At 37.0% G+C, this 19,185-nt stretch carries 17 protein-coding genes and 1 other annotated feature; of the genes, 8 read left to right on the top strand and 9 right to left on the bottom strand.

Annotated features, from left to right (window positions below):
- Positions 1-12: 12 nt before the first annotated feature.
- Entirely contained in the window at positions 13-822 is an 810-nt protein-coding gene (locus ACQKMI_RS20665; RefSeq protein WP_427491943.1) for an EcsC family protein, read from the top strand.
- Positions 823-1,036: 214 nt separating this feature from the next.
- On the opposite strand, the gene ACQKMI_RS20660 is transcribed toward ACQKMI_RS20665, so the two are convergent.
- The gene (locus ACQKMI_RS20660) at positions 1,037-2,005 is read right to left on the bottom strand and encodes a quinone oxidoreductase family protein (protein WP_427491940.1); all 969 of its coding nucleotides are present in this window, start codon (positions 2,003-2,005) and stop codon (positions 1,037-1,039) included.
- A gap of 64 nt (positions 2,006-2,069) precedes the next feature.
- Here ACQKMI_RS20660 and ACQKMI_RS20655 point away from each other — a divergent pair, with 64 nt between their 5' ends.
- From ACQKMI_RS20655 to ACQKMI_RS20645, 3 genes are all read left to right on the top strand, one after another.
- Complete coding sequence (locus ACQKMI_RS20655; RefSeq protein ID WP_427491938.1) at positions 2,070-2,687, top strand: hypothetical protein; 618 nt, start codon at positions 2,070-2,072, stop codon at positions 2,685-2,687.
- 86 nt (positions 2,688-2,773) lie between these two features.
- Positions 2,774-3,038, top strand: a binding site (T-box leader).
- A gap of 67 nt (positions 3,039-3,105) precedes the next feature.
- Entirely contained in the window at positions 3,106-4,356 is a 1,251-nt protein-coding gene (locus ACQKMI_RS20650) for an MFS transporter (protein WP_427491936.1), read from the top strand.
- A 97-nt stretch (positions 4,357-4,453) separates the two neighbouring features.
- Positions 4,454-4,786, top strand: a complete 333-nt coding sequence (locus ACQKMI_RS20645) for a hypothetical protein (RefSeq protein ID WP_427491934.1) — start codon at positions 4,454-4,456, stop codon at positions 4,784-4,786.
- Positions 4,787-5,051: 265 nt separating this feature from the next.
- Here ACQKMI_RS20645 and ACQKMI_RS20640 read toward each other — a convergent pair whose 3' ends face one another.
- From ACQKMI_RS20640 to ACQKMI_RS20630, 3 genes are all read right to left on the bottom strand, one after another.
- On the bottom strand, positions 5,052-6,236 hold the full coding sequence (locus ACQKMI_RS20640; protein ID WP_427491932.1) for an NAD(P)/FAD-dependent oxidoreductase: 1,185 nt from the start codon (positions 6,234-6,236) through the stop codon (positions 5,052-5,054).
- 50 nt (positions 6,237-6,286) lie between these two features.
- Positions 6,287-6,715, bottom strand: a complete 429-nt coding sequence (locus ACQKMI_RS20635) for a DUF1641 domain-containing protein (RefSeq protein ID WP_427491930.1) — start codon at positions 6,713-6,715, stop codon at positions 6,287-6,289.
- A 601-nt stretch (positions 6,716-7,316) separates the two neighbouring features.
- The gene (locus ACQKMI_RS20630; RefSeq protein ID WP_427491928.1) at positions 7,317-8,831 is read right to left on the bottom strand and encodes a DHA2 family efflux MFS transporter permease subunit; all 1,515 of its coding nucleotides are present in this window, start codon (positions 8,829-8,831) and stop codon (positions 7,317-7,319) included.
- Between the two features lie 158 nt (positions 8,832-8,989).
- On the opposite strand from ACQKMI_RS20630, the gene ACQKMI_RS20625 reads away from it, so the two are divergent.
- Positions 8,990-9,895 carry a TetR/AcrR family transcriptional regulator gene (locus ACQKMI_RS20625; protein ID WP_427491926.1) on the top strand — a complete coding sequence of 302 codons (906 nt, stop codon included), beginning with the start codon at positions 8,990-8,992 and terminating at the stop codon, positions 9,893-9,895.
- Between the two features lie 124 nt (positions 9,896-10,019).
- Here the strand turns inward: ACQKMI_RS20625 and ACQKMI_RS20620 are convergent, their stop codons facing one another.
- A complete protein-coding gene (locus ACQKMI_RS20620) occupies positions 10,020-11,663 on the bottom strand; it encodes a sensor histidine kinase (RefSeq protein ID WP_427491924.1) in 1,644 nt (547 codons plus the stop codon).
- Positions 11,660-12,361, bottom strand: coding sequence for a response regulator transcription factor (locus ACQKMI_RS20615; protein WP_427491922.1), 702 nt, complete (start codon positions 12,359-12,361; stop codon positions 11,660-11,662). The genes ACQKMI_RS20620 and ACQKMI_RS20615 overlap by 4 nt, the downstream gene beginning before the upstream one ends.
- A gap of 103 nt (positions 12,362-12,464) precedes the next feature.
- On the opposite strand from ACQKMI_RS20615, the gene ACQKMI_RS20610 reads away from it, so the two are divergent.
- The 3 genes from ACQKMI_RS20610 (at position 12,465) to ACQKMI_RS20600 (ending at position 15,139) form a co-directional block, all read left to right on the top strand.
- Entirely contained in the window at positions 12,465-13,637 is a 1,173-nt protein-coding gene (locus tag ACQKMI_RS20610) for a DUF418 domain-containing protein (protein ID WP_427491920.1), read from the top strand.
- 260 nt (positions 13,638-13,897) lie between these two features.
- Complete coding sequence (locus ACQKMI_RS20605) at positions 13,898-14,452, top strand: SLOG family protein (protein WP_427415146.1); 555 nt, start codon at positions 13,898-13,900, stop codon at positions 14,450-14,452.
- Positions 14,453-14,824: 372 nt separating this feature from the next.
- Positions 14,825-15,139: a hypothetical protein gene (locus tag ACQKMI_RS20600; protein WP_427491918.1), complete on the top strand. Its 315-nt coding sequence runs from the start codon at positions 14,825-14,827 to the stop codon at positions 15,137-15,139.
- A gap of 180 nt (positions 15,140-15,319) precedes the next feature.
- Here the strand turns inward: ACQKMI_RS20600 and ACQKMI_RS20595 are convergent, their stop codons facing one another.
- The 3 genes from ACQKMI_RS20595 to ACQKMI_RS20585 form a co-directional block, all read right to left on the bottom strand.
- On the bottom strand, positions 15,320-16,648 hold the full coding sequence (locus tag ACQKMI_RS20595) for an L-cystine transporter (protein ID WP_427492076.1): 1,329 nt from the start codon (positions 16,646-16,648) through the stop codon (positions 15,320-15,322).
- A gap of 391 nt (positions 16,649-17,039) precedes the next feature.
- Complete coding sequence (locus ACQKMI_RS20590; protein ID WP_427491916.1) at positions 17,040-17,996, bottom strand: GGDEF domain-containing protein; 957 nt, start codon at positions 17,994-17,996, stop codon at positions 17,040-17,042.
- Positions 17,956-18,855 (bottom strand): EAL domain-containing protein, encoded by a 900-nt coding sequence (locus ACQKMI_RS20585; RefSeq protein WP_427491914.1) that lies wholly within the window; start codon positions 18,853-18,855, stop codon positions 17,956-17,958. Before ACQKMI_RS20585 ends, ACQKMI_RS20590 begins: the two co-directional genes overlap by 41 nt.
- Between the last annotated feature and the right edge of the window lie 330 nt (positions 18,856-19,185).

The following is a 19,185-nucleotide window of genomic DNA, read 5'->3' as shown; positions in this document are numbered from 1 at the left end:
GGAATAGACAAAATGGAGAATCTCGAGCAATTAGAAAAGCATTTGCAAGAAATTCAAGCATGGGAGAAAGATCAAAAGGATTTGTGGTTTTGGGAGAAATTAGGTCGCATTCCGTTTAAAATTTTAGATAAGATGACACCTACCTTTCTTCAAAATAAGATAGCATTACTAGTTGATGAATTAGGGAGCTATATTCAATCCGGTGGGCAATACTTAATTAATGAACAGGCTATGATGCAGAAAATCCGCAACAATTCTTCGTTTCATACTATTTTTGCTATATCTGATATAGGACAAATCCCTTTGGAAGATATGATTGCTCTAAGTGACAAACTTCAAAATGAACGCGTAAAATTAGCAACAGTACAAGGTGCTTCTACCGGCTTTGGTGGTATCTTTACACTGGCAATAGACATTCCTTTTATTTTAGGAATGGCTTTAAAAACATTGCAAGAGATTGCGATCATTCACGGCTATAATCCAAACGATAAAATGGAACGAATTTTCATCGTTAAATGTCTCCAATTCTCCACTGCTGATATTGTCGGCAAAGAAGCTATATTGAAGGAGCTTTCTTCTATGCATACTACGAATCGTGCAGCGGAGGATATGATTTCACAACTGCAAGGCTGGCAGGAAGTATTTTTTACGTATCGCGATCAATTCGGCTGGAAAAAGCTGTTTCAAATGATTCCGGTAGCTGGGATGATTTTCGGTGCCTATGCAAATAAAGGAATGATTCAGGATGTTGCTGAAGCAGGAATTATGCTCTATCGTAAACGACGTATATATGAAAAAATCAATGAACTAGACAAGCAATAACGCTAACTATGCCGGTATAAGAAAGATGACTCTAACATATCAGAGTCATCTTTTCATTGTTTATTCAATATTTATATCTACCACTACATTTTTAAGATTCCTTTTATTTACAGACTACATAATTAAAGAATCCCCAACATTTAGATTGTAATGCAACCAATCGAAAAAGTTGTCCTCATCTCCGTTATTTCATTCACACCAAGGTTTGATTATTTTATATTTTAATTAATATTTTCCCTTGATGCTGTCGACTTTCCATCAAATCATGGGCTTTCTGCATTTCCTCTAATTTAAAGATCTTTGCAATAGGTACTTGGAAGCTCTCTTCCTTCAGCAATGCAAACATCTCCTGGGTAACTTGTTGTAGCATTTCTGGCTTGGAAGCTCGAGTCGTTCCTAGGCTAAAACCTTTCACATTGCGGCAGCTATTATGTAAATCAGATGTTTTTATATTACCTGCTTTACCACCACTATTTCCAAATTGCACTAGCGTCCCATACGGAGCTAAACAGTTAAGGCTCTCTTCCGTAATATTTCCAGCGATGGAGTCAAAAATAATGTTTACACCTTGACCATCCGTAAATTCATTGACTTGCGCACTAAAATTATCGTATGTCAGTACATGGTGGGCACCTAGTTCATAGGCTATTGTCGCTTTTTTCATATCACTAACTGTGCCAATAATATTTTTAGTACCTAGCTTTTTCGCCATTTGAATAAGCATTGTCCCTACCCCACCAGATGCTGCATGAATTAATACGCTATCATTTGTTCGAATTGGAGCGATTTGATGTGTTAAGAGATAGGATAAAAACAAAACCGTTGGCACAGCGGCTGCCTTTTCCAAAGGGACATCATTTGGAACTTTGAAAACAAGCTGCTCTTTCGCCACCACATATTCTGCATAGGCTCCATCTTTCGGGAATGCAATAACAACATCTCCAGCTTTAAATGCACTATTTTCATCAAAAACCTCTTCAACTACACCAGCTACATCTAAACCGAGTATCATTGGAAAATTTGCTTTAGCTTTATTACCTGTTCTATTTTTAATATCAGCAAAATTCACACTCGTATATGTCGTACGTATTAATACTTCCCCTGCTAAAATAGTGGGCTTCGGACATTCTACGTACTTTAAAACATCAGAAGTACCAAACTCATTGATGATCACAGCCTTCATAAATTTCTCCCCCCTTGTTATAGTTAGATTATAAAACAAATATGAAATAAATGGGGGTATTTCCATGAAAATCAAACCGAGAAAAGAACAATACAACGATGTACTATACAATTACTTTGATAACGAAAGTGACAGGGTGTGCTTAATGTTCTCTGGCACTGGCTATACGTATGAAAAACCACTTCTTTATTATTCAACTGAGCTAATGCTAGAACTTGGCTATGATGTAGTACAAGTATGCTATACGTTTGATTCGCAACAAATTGAACAGGAGCCAGAAGCTATTTCAGCAATGGTTTATAATGCCGCAAACCCTATTGTGGAATATATTTTAAGTACCAAATCTTATACCGAATCTGTATACATAGGAAAATCACTCGGAACATTACCGATCACCGATTTTTATATGCAGCGAGTGTCATCTGTTCCTTCTCGTTATGTGCTTTTGACACCCCTACTGTCACTTGATCCTGTGATGAAAAATTTGCTTGGAAAGCAGGAATTTCTAGCAATCGGTACTGCTGATCCTCATTATTCTAAAGAAAGATTAGGACTACTTTCTTCATTTAAGCTTGCTATTGTAGAAAATGCTGACCATTCTCTTGAAATAAAAAATCATACAGTAGCGTCAGTGATTCTTTGCCAATCACTTTTAACGGAGCTTAAAGCTTATCTTCAATAATGTCGGAATCTTTTCGTGAAATATCGGAATGTTTTAAAAATTTACCAGAACACTTTACCATAATTACAAATATATGCTACACTATCAAAAATACATTGAAGAGAAGAGTAAATAAGGTTGTTCTTCCCAGAGAGCTCGGGTTGCTGAAAACGAGTAAGAACGAATTATCGAAACAAGTCTCGGAGTAGCGCATTGGATTTCTGCTTGAATGATGGTGCGACGGGAACTCCCGTTACAGAGAAACAGTATAAGCATAAGTATTTATGCCGTACTGAAAAGGCTATTATGGCGACATAATAGTGAACTAGGGTGGCACCACGTGAGTATAAATTCCACAATCTCGTCCCTAAGACAAATCGTCTTGGGGGTGGGATTTTTTTGTTTTAGTTACTTGTCATAACTACAAGGAGGAATTTATATGGGCGTGAATAAATTAATAGAAAAGTGGCGTTATCCGGCTATATTATTGTTTAGTATTGGTGTTTCCAGCGTTGGAAGCTGGATATATTTTATAGCTTTAAATCTAATTGTTTTAAACCTTACAGGATCTGCTATCGCTGTGTCCGGCTTGTATATCGTTAGAGCGTCATCTACACTTTTTGCCAGTTTTTGGTCAGGTAGTTTGATAGATCGTTTAAATAAAAAATATCTCATGATTGTTCTCAACCTTTTCGAATCTTTACTAATTGTCACACTACCTTTCTTCTCTACTCTGACTTGGATATATTTCATGGTCTTTGTTATCACAATGGCTAGTTCTATGTATCGTCCGACTTCTATGACTTACATTACGAAATTGATACCAGTTGAACAAAGAAAACGTTTTAACTCGCTTCGTAGCTTACTTGATTCCGGCGCGTTCGTAACTGGTCCAGCTATTGCAGGACTGCTATTTACGATTGGAACGCCTAATATGGCAATTTACTTAAATGCCCTTGCTTTATTTTTATCAGCCTGTATTACATTTGGAATGCCTAATGTTGAAGCCAATCAACAGTTGGCTAGTAAAGCTGTTGATGAGAAAATTTCCTATAAGGTATTATTCAATGATTGGAAGCTTGTTATAAGATTTAGCCTTAAAAATCCTTATATTATGATGATCTATCTTTTATTTAGTGCGATGATTGTCATGATGACAGCGACGGATTCTTTAGAAGCTGCTTTTGCTACTCAAGTACTCTCATTATCCGAAGGTAAATACGGTGTTTTGGTGGGCATAGCAGGTGCTGGAGTATTAGTTGGTTCTTTAATGAATACAGCCATCGTTGAAAGAATACCAACTGCTTGGCTTATAGGTTTGGGGTCATTGATAACAGCATTAGGCTATTTAATTTTCACATCCTCTTATACATTTCTTATCGCTTCTTTAGGATGCTTTATTTTGTCCTTTGCGATGGCCTTTGCCAATACCGGCTTCTATACGTTTTACCAAAACAATATCCCTGTCGATAGCATGGGGAGAATAGGCAGTATTTATGGATTTGTAGAAGCCTTGTTCATTATTATCATCACTGCCATCTTTGGCGTTGCCGCTGAAATTACATCTATTCGATACGTTGTTGTATGTGCAGCCATTATTATGCTTGTGGTAGCATCTGTACTACTAATTTTTAATGTACAACCTTCGAAGGTCAGATTTTATAGAAATATTTCTAAGATTAATGACTAGAAGAAACTTTATTTTGTTGCTGTTGCTTCACTTTTGCACACGGAAGCAATAGCTTATAAAAATAGTAGCACCTCATATTATAAGAGGTGCTACTAAAATGTCGGGATTTGATTTAATGGCATTTTACAGATGTATCCATAGCTCTGTTTGTCGCTTTGGTTATGCTTTCTGTCGCTTTGATGGTTCTATCCACGAATTTGATGGTTCTATCCACGAATTTGATGGTTCTATCCACGATTTGGGCGAGGCTATCCACGACTTTGGCTGTTCTATCCATATTTTTGGCTTCTCTATCCATATTTTTGACTTCTCTATCCGTCGCTTCGGCTGTCCCTTCCGTCGTTCTGATTTCTTTCCGTCGCTCTGGCTGTTCTTTCCGTCGCTTCAGCTGTTTCTTCCGTCGTCCTGGCTCTGCTTTCCGTCGTTCTGATTTCTTTCCGTCGCTTCGGCTGTTCTTTCCGTCACTTCAGCTGTTTCTTCCGTCGCTCTGGCTGTTCTTTCCGTCGCTTCGGCTGTTTCTTCCGTCGCTCTGATTTCTTTCCGTCACCCTGGCTCCGCTTTCCATCGCTTCGACTCTTCCATACAAATTCACTGCTGAAATGTCTGGCTTTCACTTCACCTTAAATTCTAGTTTACCTTATCAAAACAAAAAGGGCATGAATTCAATATTACTATTGATTCATGCCCTTAAAATATTAGTACGCTAAGCCGAATAGCGCTTTAATGTGTGTAAGATAGCGAATGTTAGACGCTTCTTTCATAAGTGTTGCAGGAAGACCTTTAAGTTCTGTGTTGCTAGCACCGATAGTCGCAACAGCGTCTTTACGGCCTAAGCTTGCAAGTGTACCAGAATTAATTGCAGAGAAAGGTTTCATCTCTTGGTTTTTGTATTGTGCGAATAGGTTGTATCCAGCGCACTCACCCATTTGCCATGCAACTTGAGCAGTTGGTGCGTATAGTGGACGTCCACCATCAGCTGGCAATGCTACAGATGCATCACCGATTACGAATACATCATTGTGAGATGTAGATTGTAAGAATTCGTTAATTGTAGCTTTACCGCGGTCTGCTGCAAGACCAGACTCACCTACGATTGGAAGTGGAGCTACCCCACCTGTCCAAATAAGCGTATTGGCAACGATTGGTTCGCGATCTTTAAGAGAGATGACGTTACCATCAACACCTGTTACAGGAGTGCTAGTAATGAATTCTACGCCACGTTTTGTTAAACTTTCAGTAGCACGTTGGATAAGTACATCTGGAAGTACTGGTAAGATTTTTGGACCAGCTTCAACAAGTTTGATTTTAAGGTCAGCAAAGTTAACACCGTGTTTTGCTGCGATTTTCGGGAAGTTGTCCACGATTTCACCAACAAGCTCTACACCTGTTAAACCGCCACCACCGATAACGATTGTTGCATCTGCTTCGTCTTTTGTTTGAGCGTATGCTTTAATACGGTCTTCGATGTGTTTGTTAATTTTGTTTGCTTCGTTCACTGATTTAAGTACCATTGAATTTTCTTCTAATCCTGGGATACCGAAGAATCCAGTTTGGCTACCTAAAGATACTACTAAAGTATCGTAATTTAAAGTATAACCAGTATCTAGGTCAACTTTTTTATTGTCTACATTGAATTTTGTTACTTTAGCAATTTGTAAATCAATATCTAAACCTTTAAAGATTTTTTTAAGTGGTAAAGCAACAGCACCTTCAGCAATAGTACCACCAGCTAAACGGTGAAGTTCAGTGATGATTTGGTGTGTTGGGAATTGGTTTACTACAGTAATTTTAGCTTCATCAGCTGATAAATATTTGCGTGCAGTTAATGCAGTTAAAACGCCAGCGTAACCAGCACCTAAGATGACGATTTCTTTTGACATGATTAATTAATCCTCCGTCCTTACGTTTTGAATATATCTCAAGTCGAGTCTTATTTAGCTTTACGTTCAGCGTTTACTTGTAAGAAAGCATTAACAAAACGGAAAACACCTTGAACTTGTGGGTCTTTTAACATTTTCATAAGACCGAATAAACCAATTGCTTCTTGGCTTTCAGACGCACGGTCTTTCGCTTCAATTGCAGTAGCTGCAAGGTTTTTAGCTGAGCCTACTACTGGGCCTGCCATTTCTGTTACCGCACTAACAGTATCATTTTTCAGTACTTCGTCAGTTGAAACAGCTTGAGCAAACTCATATGATTTTGTTAATAACGTCATCATTTCAGTTAACTTTGGTAATTGTTCAACTAAAGTTGTAAGTGATTCCTGAACCTCAGGCTTTAATAATTGATCTAGCACATCCAGTTGTTCTTTACTCACAGTTAATTGTTCAGACTGTGTTTGGTTATTCGTTTCTGACATTTTGAACTCTCCTTTGCCATCACTATCACTATTTTAATTTTTATTACTTCCATGTAAAAAAGACCATTAAGGCACTTCTTAACAGTCGTTACAGCGCTTATATCTTACAAATCACCAGTCTCAAGAGCTGGATAGCAATTCGTATAATTTGTTATTACAATGTTAACTTTATTTCGCAAAAAGTGCATCATAATTCCATCCTTATCTTGTCTTGGTGACGTTACAACCTCCATTATAAGGTTGTTTGTACATTATTTCAATGAGCTAAATCACAATTTCGACAATCTTTTCAAAATTCATTGATTTGTAACTATATATCGTAGTTAAGTTTGCTTTTTGTCCCTACTGATAAAGAAGGATCCGTTCCAGTTGCCTCTGGACGTTTAGTCTATTTAAATTTCCCCTGCATCCTGCATGTAATACTCAATAAATAAAAATTTATCGCCTACATTTTTTGATTTATCGACCAACTTTTTAAGTTTATCGACCACTAATTACGTTTTATCACCCAAATTGCCTCATTTATCGCTCAATTAGTCTTTTCTTTTATCAAAAAAACCTGTTAGAAGAAAAAATCTACTAACAGGTCTAAATACCAAAATTATTTAGTTGGTTTTTTCAAATCCATTGAAGTCGCTGTGCTTTCAATTTTAACGCGTTTTAAGAAGAACGCTAGCACAAGTGCAATAACTGTAATACAAGCTGCTATGAAGAATGAGTGTGTAATACCATCTAATAAAGCAGTTTGCGTAATGTGATCCTGCATTTGTTGCATTTGTTCTGGTGTTGGTGCAACACCAGATTGCGATGCATTGACTTTTGCTTCTGCAATTAATTCTTCAGCTTTTGCTTTTGTACGGTTATTCATGAACGTTACCATCACGGCACTACCAATTGCCCCTGCCACTTGCTGTACAGTATTGTTAATAGCTGTACCGTGCGGGTTCATCATTTGTGGTAATTGATTTAAACCGTTCGTCATAATCGGCATCATCACCATTGATAATCCGAACATACGAATTGTGTACATGGACACAATAAATGTATAGCTTGAATCTATTTCTAACTTTGTTAAACCGAATGACGCAATGGTTGTAATCGTTAAACCGATAATCGCTAGTACACGCGGTCCAAATTTATCGAACATTTTCCCTGTAATCGGCGACATAATGCCCATTACAAGTGCCCCAGGAAGCATCATTAAGCCCGCTTCGAATGGTTCAATTCCACGAATTGATTGTACATAAGCAGGCGTTAAAATCATCCCAGAGAACATAGCCATTGAGACGATAACCGAGATCGCTGATCCCAATGCAAACATTGGGTATTTATAAATACGTAATTCTAGTAAAGGCTGATCCATACGTAGTTGTTTAAATATGAAGATGATTAAAGCAAGTAGGCCCGCTGAAATCGTGCCATATACCCAAGGACTTGACCAGCCCTTATCCCCTGCAGCACTGAAACCATATAGAATACCGCCGAATGCAATTGTTGATAATAGCACTGATGAGATATCTAAATGAACTTCACGTGTATCCATCACGTTTTCTAATTTCCAAATACCAAACAATAAACTAATGACAGCAAACGGAATAATCATTTGGAATAGCATACGCCAATCGTGATGCTCAACAATATATCCTGATAATGTAGGGCCGATTGCTGGTGCAGAAATCATCACTAGACCGAAAATACCCATTGCTGCCCCGCGTTTTTCTTTTGGGAAACTAATTAGCATTACATTCATTAGAAGTGGTGACATACTTGCAGCCCCTGCTGCTTGCACCATACGACCTGCTAAAAGTGTACCAAAGTTAGGTGCAAATCCAGCCATAGCCGTACCAATTGTAAAGACTGACATCGCTACAATAAATAAATGTCTATTTTTAAAGCGCGTTACGAAGAATGCTGAAGCAGGTACTAAAATACCACTTACAAGCATATAACCTGTTGCGAGCCATTGTACAGATGAATACGTTATACCAAAATCTTTCATGATTGTTGGTAATGCAACATTTAACAATGTGTTATTTAGAAAAGCAACAAAAGCACCCACAAATAAAATACTAATCATGCCATAGGGGGGCTTTTTCAATGTTTGCTCACTATTCATTTATATCCCTCAATTCTTTCTTTGTTTTTTCGATAAAACTTATTTTATACTCGTAGTCTATTTTTTTCAACAGTTAAGATTATAAATTTTAAAAAACATTGATATATAAGCGTTTTCAATATAGAATAAGAGTATAATATTTTAAAAAAGGTGAGGTTATGAACAAAAGAAAAAGACAAATCATTACAGCTGCCCGTGCTCTTTTTATTGAAAAAGGAATCGTGGATGCATCGATTAATGACATCATTAATGCAGCAAAAATTTCAAAGGGCACATTTTATAATCATTTTCCCTCTAAAAATGAATGTTTAATCGCCATATTAGATGAAGGGCGCGAAGAGGCAAGTAATCGCCGCCACGAACTTATTTACGGTAAGGATCCTACTGATTTGGAAGTATTAACACAGCAAGTTGCAGTTCTCATGTATGTCAATCGAGAACATAATTTAATTCAAATTTTCGAATCGATTTTCCATTCAAGGGATAATGAATTAAAAAAAATAATTTTAAACTATCATTTACAAGAGTTGGAGTGGCTAGCCAGTCGACTTGTACAAGTTTTTGGAGAAGAAATTAGTCCAATTAGCTATGAATGTGCCGTGCAGACACTTGGTATGATTAACCTTACATTGCGCGCAGTCTTAATTGCTGACTATAAATATATAAATCGCGAAGCCATTGTACGTGTAGCATTACGCAATATTAGCGTAATTATACCCGTTATGCTTGAATCAAAAGAAATTATCATCAGTACGGAAATGATCAATACGATCCAAAACGTCGTGAATTTTAAAACAGTTGATAAGGAAACGGTCATCGAACAATTAACAGGCTTTAAAAAAGGATTAGCTAAGAACGAAACAGTAGAAGGGTTAGAATACGTGGAATTCTTATTAGAGGAATTACAGCGTGAGAAACCAAAGCTCTTTATTATCGAATCACTTCTTACACCTTTCCGTAAAGCATTCGTTGGAACCGTACACGCAGAAGAAGCTCGTGATATCGCTAATAGCTTATGGCGCTATGTCAAAATTGAGCGACCATCAGAGCGCTGCTTAAAATAACCACATAAACAACAAGAGCTATATAGAAAGTCAAACATTCACGACTTTCCATATAGCTCCTTTTTTCGGCTTCTACCCTATTACAATAATTTTATTTTACGATTTTTCCTTATCCAAAGACCTACTATTTACATGTAAATTTCAATACAAAAATTGTACCTTCCGCTCCTGATTGGACACTAATGGTACCCCCATGTAAATCGATTAACTGTTTAGTAATAGCCAATCCTAGACCTGTACCCGTTGTATCGTCCGTAGTATTCGTACCTCGATAATATCGCTCGAAGAGGTTATCAAGCTCCTCTTGGGGAATTCCTGGTCCTTGGTCGGCAATTGTCAGCATAATCTCCTGGCCTATATTTTGCGCTTCTACATTTACCTTTGTACCAACAGGCGTATATTTTTTTGCGTTGGTAATAAGATTATCTAAAATGCGCTTTAATAAAAGCTCGTCCGCTTCAAGCATAACATCCCCATATACGTTTACGGACACTTGATCATCAGCTAATTGAGGTAACCATACGTTGAGTGGGATCAATACTTTTTCAAGCTGTATCGCTCTATTTTTTAATTGGTACGTATATGTTAAGTCTCGTATAAGGGCATCCATGTACGTTGCCTTCTCCTGCATCGTAGTTGCAAAGACGCGCATTTCTTCCTTCGTCCACTCATAATCCTTCGAAGCAAGCATTGTTGAATAACCATAAATAGAGCTTAATGGCGTTTTTAAATCATGCGATAAACCCGTTATCCATTCCTCACGAAATTGCTCTGCATGCTTAATCTGTCTTTCATTAGAGGAAAGACGATCTGATAAATTATTAATCGATTCATCCACTGGCTGAAATAACTTAAATTTCCTCTTTAACTTCCCTGTCTTCCGATGATGGATACTATTATCTCTCACTTTACTGTAGTCAAACTGCGTTAGTCGCTCGATACGAGATATGACATAAACAAGCGGACGAACAAATTGACGGGAAATACTAACCGATAAAAAGAGGATCCCTATTAACAATATAATATGTCCGCCAAAGAAGACGGAAACAAATAAAACCATCGCTTTATTAAAAGGCTCATCAAATGGCTTATACGATGGATTGGGCATACGTACAACTAGTGTTGAGCCATCCTCTAAAGCAACATTTCGCGTAAGCTCTTTATACTCAAAAATATCGTAGTTCTCTTCCAGCAATTGAGGCTTATGGAGCTTTTTATGGCGCTCGCCTATGACTTCTACACGATCCCACTGCTCATTATAGATTTCAACTGAGGCTTTCTTATCCTGTAAACGTTGCAGCAGTTCTGAAGGAATCTCTCCTTTATTCTTCCAATCCTGAACTACTTCCTCAAAAAGCGGTTGGACAGGTAAAGCCGGAAGGAATAACAAATGATATTTAGGAATCTCCCACGTGTGCATTCCCGGCCGTTTAATGACCATTATTTCGTTATCAGTCATACTACATAGTTCACACGTGTCTCCCGTGTAATCAACAATGTCCATTGATTGATTGAACAAATATAATTGTCCTAAGTTCTCCTCGGCTCGCTTCACTAAATAATCAGCAATCTTAATGGAGTCCCCTTTTTCTACAACAGCATCATCTTTAATTTCGGAGGAAGACATTATATGAATATCGTCACCGACATGACGATTTATAAAGATAGCGAAAAATACCAAACTTATAATAAAGCCTGTAATGATTAGTAAATAAAAAATGATGAAATAAGATACAAAACGAAGCGTTAATCTTCTAGCTGGCTTCATGAAGGGACATCTCCAACAAGTTTATAACCAATACCCCTCACAGTAATAATGCAGGTTGGTTTACCTGGGTTCTTTTCTATTTTTTCACGCAGTTTTCGAATATGCACCATCACAGTATTATCATCAAATAAACAGTCACCCCACACACGCTCGTAAATCTGTTCTTTTGATAATACTTGCCCTGCATTTTCACATAAATATTTCAATAAATAAAATAACCTACCACTAATAATTTCCTTTGTGCCATTTACAGTCACCTCTGCCGCATCGATATCGAATGTAAATCGACTGCATGAAAATAAATGACTTTCGGGTATAGCTTTTTTCTTTATATATCTTGTAAGCTGGACCTTCACCCTCGCAACAAGCTCAAGTGGATTAAACGGCTTCGTAATATAATCGTCTGCACCGTTCATAAAACCACGAAGCTTATCCGCATCACTAGCTTTTGCAGTTAAAAAGAATATAGGTGCTTCACTTTGCTCTCGAATCATATTCGCCATATCCAGTCCACTACCATCCGGGAGCATAATATCTAATAGATAAAAATCAAAAACCTTCATTTCAATTTTCTTTTTTGCTTCTTGAACGGATTCGCAGAGAGTAATGTTTAAAAACCCTTCTTTTCTTAATATAATTTCAATCATTTCTGCAATTGCACGTTCGTCCTCTAATACTAAAATTGAAGCGTCTTGCATGCTATCACCTTCTTTTAAGATTACTTTAAGGTAGTCATCATTTCACCATAAGCTTTACCAACTACACTATGTATAAGATAACCAATTAAGGAGATAAAACGCAATGACAACTAACCGTGTTACCTTCATAGATACGATGCGTGGATTTAGTTTATTTGGCATCTTAATGGCAAATTTGTTGATTTTCCAGTTTGGCATGTATGGCAAAGATGAACTAAAAGATCTATCCACTCTCGATAATGGAGCCTTATATTTTGTGAAAATTTTTATAGAAGGCTCATTTATGCCGATCTTCACCATTTTATTTGGCTTCTCTCTTATTAAACTTATAGAGTCTATTCGTAGAAAAAAAGATAAGAGTCGATGGTCCATTTTACGCCGCTCAACTGGATTAATAGCCTTAGGTTTACTACATTCAACGTTTTTATGGGAAGGCGATATTTTGTTCTCCTACGGCTTTATGATATTGTTCTTAATCCCATTTATTAATCGCAAACCAAAAACTTTATTTATTTGGGCTGGCATCTTCTTATTACTTATTACAGCCTTATCATTTCGTTCCTTAGAAGAAACCAACAAAGAACAGAAAGAAATGGCAACCTATATAGAGAAAGCCGACAATGTATACGCTAATGGAAGCTACTTAGACATTTATGATTTCCGTGCAAATGTTCTACCTCCGGGTATAGATGATGCAGGTTTAGTCTTTTTCTCATTAATTTTCCTTGCACCAATGTTTACCACTTCATTGACCCTTTTCGGCATGGGGCTCGCTAAAAAGCATGCTTTTGTAAATATGGACGACGAAAAGAAATGGTATAAGCTTGGCGCTCTGCTTGTTCCAATAGGGCTAACTTTAAAGAGTCTAAGTTTTATAGAAAACAACTTTTCCGGAATGTTGTTAATAGGCGGATCTGAATTATTAGCAGTTGGCTATGTCTGCCTTGCAGCTTTACTATATAAAACTCGCCCTGTACAACGTCTCGCACCTGCATTTGAAAGTGTCGGTAAATTATCTTTAACCAATTATCTAATGCAAACCATTATTTGTACAACAGTATTTTATGGATATGGTCTAGGCTTATACGGCAAGCTAGGCGTATTTGGCGGTATTTTATTTGGAATCGTCGTGTATAGCTTGCAATGTGTTTTCAGCCTTGCCTATTTCAAGAAATTTAAACGTGGACCATTTGAAACTATACTGCGTGTATGGACGAATTGGTCTTGGAACGGACAGATAAAAACAGAACAGAAAGGAAGTACTTTACATGAATAGCGACTCTAAAGAGGACTTTACTGATACATGGTGGTTTTTAGGAATCTGTACTGCTGTTGCTGTAGTTTTAACACTATTTGCTTTTTAATATAGTAAAGCATTAAGTAGTGCTGTTATCTTTTCCCACACGTTTTAATCAATTAGGCTTTCCGAGCTGTTAATGTAACCATCAACTATCAACAACATATTGTAATTCGTTTTCGCATGCCTCCTACTGTATACTATGACTACACATACTATACAGCTTAGGGGGCGTTTTTTTGCTAGAGCGAATTATTATTACTGGCTATAGACCACATGAATTAGGCATTTTCAATGACAAGCACCCCGGCATTGCCATCATAAAAAAAGCACTCGAAAACCGACTACGTATATTGATAGACGAAGGTTTAGAATGGGTGATTATTAGTGGTCAGCAAGGTGTCGAAACATGGGGTGCCGAGGTTATTCTTACGTTAAAAAAGGAATTTCCTCATTTACAATATGCTATTATCACTCCTTTTTTAGAGCAGGAGAAAAATTGGCAAGAACATAAAAAAGAAAAATATCAAGCATTAGTAGCGCAAGCAGACTTTGTGACGAGTGTAACGAAAAAGCCATACGAGGCTCCATGGCAATTTATCGAAAAAGATAAATTCATTATCCAAAATACAGATGGTCTGCTGCTAATTTATGACGAAGAAAACGAAGGCTCCCCGAAGTATATGAAACGTCTTGCAGAAAAATATATGGAGACACATGAATATACACTTTTAATGATTACCGCTTATGATTTACAAGTAGTAGCAGAAGAAATACAGCAACAAGATTGGTAGGGAAAATATTGATATAATTTTCTGATAATTATATACTGGAACTATATTAGTCATAGACTCACCGATCATCACAATAGCGTGTAGTTGATCTCCGTTCCGACTGGGCGCTTTCCCGGGGGCTTTGGGCCAACAGATGTTTTTTGTGCGAAAGCGAAGCGACAGCGACACGAGGTTGGTCACGAAGGCGTTATCACAGGACGTGATGTTTTTAGCCTTCGTTCCCCCGCTTCACTCGCATGGTATTCCTTCTAACAAATATCATCCCAAACTTTAGGTGATGAACATTTAGAAAAGTAGATCTTTGTTAAAAAAAGATTTCACCTCTTTTTTATTACCCTTTAGTGCTAATTTCTAAAAAGGAGCTGCTAACATTTGAGTAAAAAAATCGAAATGGTTCTTGAGTCGTCGCCAGTGAATGTTTCTCATGATACGTACCGCAGAGAGTGCAGATATACACGTGGGATTCATATTGAAGAGCAAGAGTTTAAAGCAATTTTGGATGCAATGTGCCCCAATTCTCGCTTGTATTTTGATTTCCATAATCCAGGCAAAGAGATTAAAAAGGGAACATATTTAAATGGACACTCTGGGTTAGCACGTAATATTTATAATTACTATAAAACAATTCACAACATTGAACTGACCGAGCTTATAAACGGTAAAGATTTTTATGTAAAAATAATATAAAGAGATGATTGGATTTCCTATCATTAAAATGGGCTGTTTCTTACATAACAACCCACTTTTTATATCCGATCAAAAAGAGCTACTCTCATTAGAGAGTAGCTCTTTATCTTCATTCAGCAAATGTTTTTCTGTAGCGAAAGCAAAGCGTCAGCTACAATTTCACCAAGGTGAAATTGATTTTTATAAATCCGATACTTGAGCACCTAATTCTTTATCATTGTACATTTCAGTGTCCAATTCTTTTGTAATACGTGCAGTTGTCACACCTGCAGTCATTGAACCACTTACATTAAGAGCTGTACGACCCATGTCGATTAATGGCTCAACGGAAATTAATATACCCGCAAGTGCAATTGGTAAATCAAGTGCTGATAATACAAGAATGGCTGCGAATGTCGCACCACCACCGACACCAGCTACACCAAATGAGCTGACTGCTACTACTGCAATAACAGTAATGATAAACAACGGATCAAGTGGATTAATCCCAACTGTCGGTGCAATCATAATCGCTAGCATTGCAGGATAAACACCAGCACAGCCATTTTGACCAATAGATAAACCAAATGAGCCTGAGAAGTTCGCAATACCTTCAGGTACGCCTAGACGGCCTGTTTGTGTTTTAATGTTCATCGGCAAGGCACCTGCACTTGAACGTGAAGTGAAGGCAAACAATAATGTTTCTGCAGATTTTTTTAAATACGTAAATGGATTTAAACCACTTAAAGTAAGAATTAATAAGTGTACTAATAACACGATAAATAATGCTACATAAGACGCAACAACAAACTTACCTAGATTATAGATTGCCCCGAAATCAGATGTTGCAACTGTACGCGCCATAATGGCTAAAATACCATATGGTGTTAAACGTAAGACAATTGTTACAACGCCCATTACTAGTGCATAGATTGCATCCAAGCCTTTTTTAATAGTCGCTGCTGTGTCTTCATCTTTACGTGCTACACGTAAGTATGCAAAACCTAAGAACGCTGAAAAAATGACAACAGCGATTGTTGATGTAGAACGAGCACCTGTTAAATCTAAGAATGGGTTTGCTGGGAATAGCTCAATAATTTGTGTTGGTAAATCTGGTGCAGTTAATCCAGAAGTTTTCTCCTCTAGATACGCTCCACGCTCTGCCTCTGCAGCACCTTGCATAATATGAGAAGCATCTAAATCAAACACCGTTGCTGAAAAAATACCGACAGCAGCTGAAACAGCAGTTGTACCGATTAAAATGGCTAAAATAAGAGCTGCCATTTTCCCGAAGTTTTTACCAACCTTCATTTTCGTAAAGGCTATTAAGATGGAAATAAAAATTAATGGCATCGCAACCATTTGTAGCAATTTAACGTAGCCAGTACCAATAATATTGTACCAACTTGTTGTTTTTGCTAAAACGTCAGAATCAATACCATATATTAAATGCAATCCAAGACCAAGTACAATACCTAAGCCTAGTGCAGTAAAAACACGGTTTGAAAACTTAACGTGCTTTTTATTCATATAATATAAAATTCCAACGAACACGAGTAACACGGCAACGTTAAGAATAATTTGTAATGTAGACAATGGACAGCCTCCTAAGACGTTTAATTATAATGTAAATCGAATTATATACCCTTAATCCCGATAATTCAAGTAAGTTTTATTAAGATTAATAATTTCCTAAAGTAAAGCAGCTCATTTCTTTAGATTATGCCCTAAAAACCAAAATTGATAAAAATCGCATGTAGCACAACTGTTATTGAAATTTAACTTCTTTCAGCAAATGACGCCATCATATATGTACAGTAAAAGCCGCCCATCTCCCCATCGTGAAAAGCGTCCGTTATGAAAAAAGACTATGGGCACGCTCCAATTATTGCGAGCATGCCCATAGTCTGACCTACTTCGTTTAATGAACGAGGTAGGCTTCTTTTCCATTGTTGTTAATAAGGTAACAGCTTCCCGAAATTTTTTTACATTGTTTTTTCACACGTGTCACCGCATCTGACAATTGGTCAATAGATTCCAATTGCTGATTTTGATTAGTAATAACCGCGATCGATAGCGTCGTACAAGATAAAGGCTCTAATTTACCAGCTCTATTTTGTACTTGTAAGCAAGTTAAATCCTCTACATCATAAAAGCTTAAAATGAATGCATCAAACTCATCAATAATTCTTTGACAGATTGGGGCGGCCTCATAATGTGGAAGAATCGCAACGAAATCATCTCCACCAATATGTCCTAAAAAATCTTCTGCACCTACAATATTTCTTTTCAAAATATCTGTTAAATACAATAAAATCTTGTCCCCTTTATTAAAACCGTAAGTGTCATTGTATGATTTAAAGTGATCTAAATCAAAATATATTAAACTATATTTTGATAGCTGCAATGCTTCCTCTAGCTTTTCATCAATTAATTTATTGCCTGGAAGACTACTTAATGGATTTAAAAAGCTAGCAATGGCTACTTGTGTGTCTACGAGCTTTAACAGTAGCTCCCGAATACTTACTACACCGTAATATAAGTCATTCCTTGTTACAACCACATCATCATATAAGTCCTCTGGAGGTCTAGACATTGCTAACGTACTGACCTCTGTTATAGGTATATTGCGATCTACGATTAAAGGATTTTCTTTCATAATAAGCTGATTATGCCGACCCATAAATAAATTATAGCCATAGCGTGTACCAATTTTTTGATAGAAATGTGTACGTGTAATATGCCCAATTGGTTTGTCATCTCGAACAACGACAACACTACGTAATGACGGATTACTTGTAAAAAGTAAATCCACCTCGTTATTTTTCACAAATTCATCAATACAAGGAACGTTTTCTATGACTTCCCCTATCTTCATCGTCATCCATCCTTATTTTCCCCAAATGTATTTCCTTTGCGGGTTTCCCTATCGCGTAACCTTGCGCGTAGTGGATTCCAATACTATGTAAATAATCAAGCTCTTCCTGGCGTTCAATACCCTCTGCAATAATTTTCGTCTCAGCCTGCTCTGCGTATTTCATCAGCAATGTGACAAGCTGCTGCTGCTCGCTGTTTTTATCAATAAATTGGATTAAAGAACGGTCTAGTTTTATAAATTCTGGCTTTAAGTAAATAAGCGTTTTCAAGCTATTGTAGCCTGAACCCACATCATCCACTGCAATTCGATAGCCTTGTGATCGATAATGTGATAATACACGTTCAAACTCTACAAAATCTACCACCGCACTGCGTTCAGTTAGCTCAAACACTACCTGCTGTGGTTTTATGCCAAGCTCCTTTAATAATTGCAACGTTTCACCACTATGATAGTTCTTATCTAGTAACACATTAGGATGTATATTTACAAATACTAAAAAATCTCTGTTTAGCCATTCCTCGTGCAGTCGTTCTTTGAAGCGTTGTAATGAAAGATTACGACAAAAGCATTCAAATAAAAATACACAGTCCGTTCGCCCAACAAATTCATAAAACTGATCGACACTATTAAACAATTCTGAAGGCTCCGGACGGTTTAGTGCCTCAAAACCAACCGTCTGCCTCGTCTGTAAATCGACGATAGGTTGAAAAAAAGTATGTAAATTCTTGTCCTGAATTATTTCTTTCAATGCTTTTAAACGTTTTATATAGAGAGCATTGTTTTGATGCTGCCCATATAAATACTTTAAATAAGAAAATAAATTACTTGTTTTTATGCTTTGACTCACAGCAGATTCCATTCTCGCACCTCTTAAATCGGTTATTAGGATCTATTGTACGCTTTCATTGTAAAAACACTGTGAATTTCATGTAAAAACAGATGTCTCTAGCACTAGATTTCCTTTTCAATAGCTTGCATCGCCTGATAAAAATAAGCTTTTTTGATCATTTGATAGAGTAGTATAAATTTAGGATGTAGAGAAGGCAGGTCGAGCAAAGGTTAGTGGTTTTATCGGCGGTTTTTGGATGGCTTATCAACGATTCGCATTACCTTATCAGCTATTTCACTGTATCCTATCAGCGATACTAATAGTGTTTTACCGACAATTACTTCTATAATGAATAATAGA

This window comes from Lysinibacillus sp. NPDC097214, from assembly GCF_050277945.1.
Classification (GTDB): Bacteria; Bacillota; Bacilli; order Bacillales_A; family Planococcaceae; genus Lysinibacillus; species Lysinibacillus xylanilyticus_B.
The sequence above is the reverse complement of the archived record's forward strand: the minus strand, read 5'-3'. Positions and strand labels throughout refer to the sequence as shown.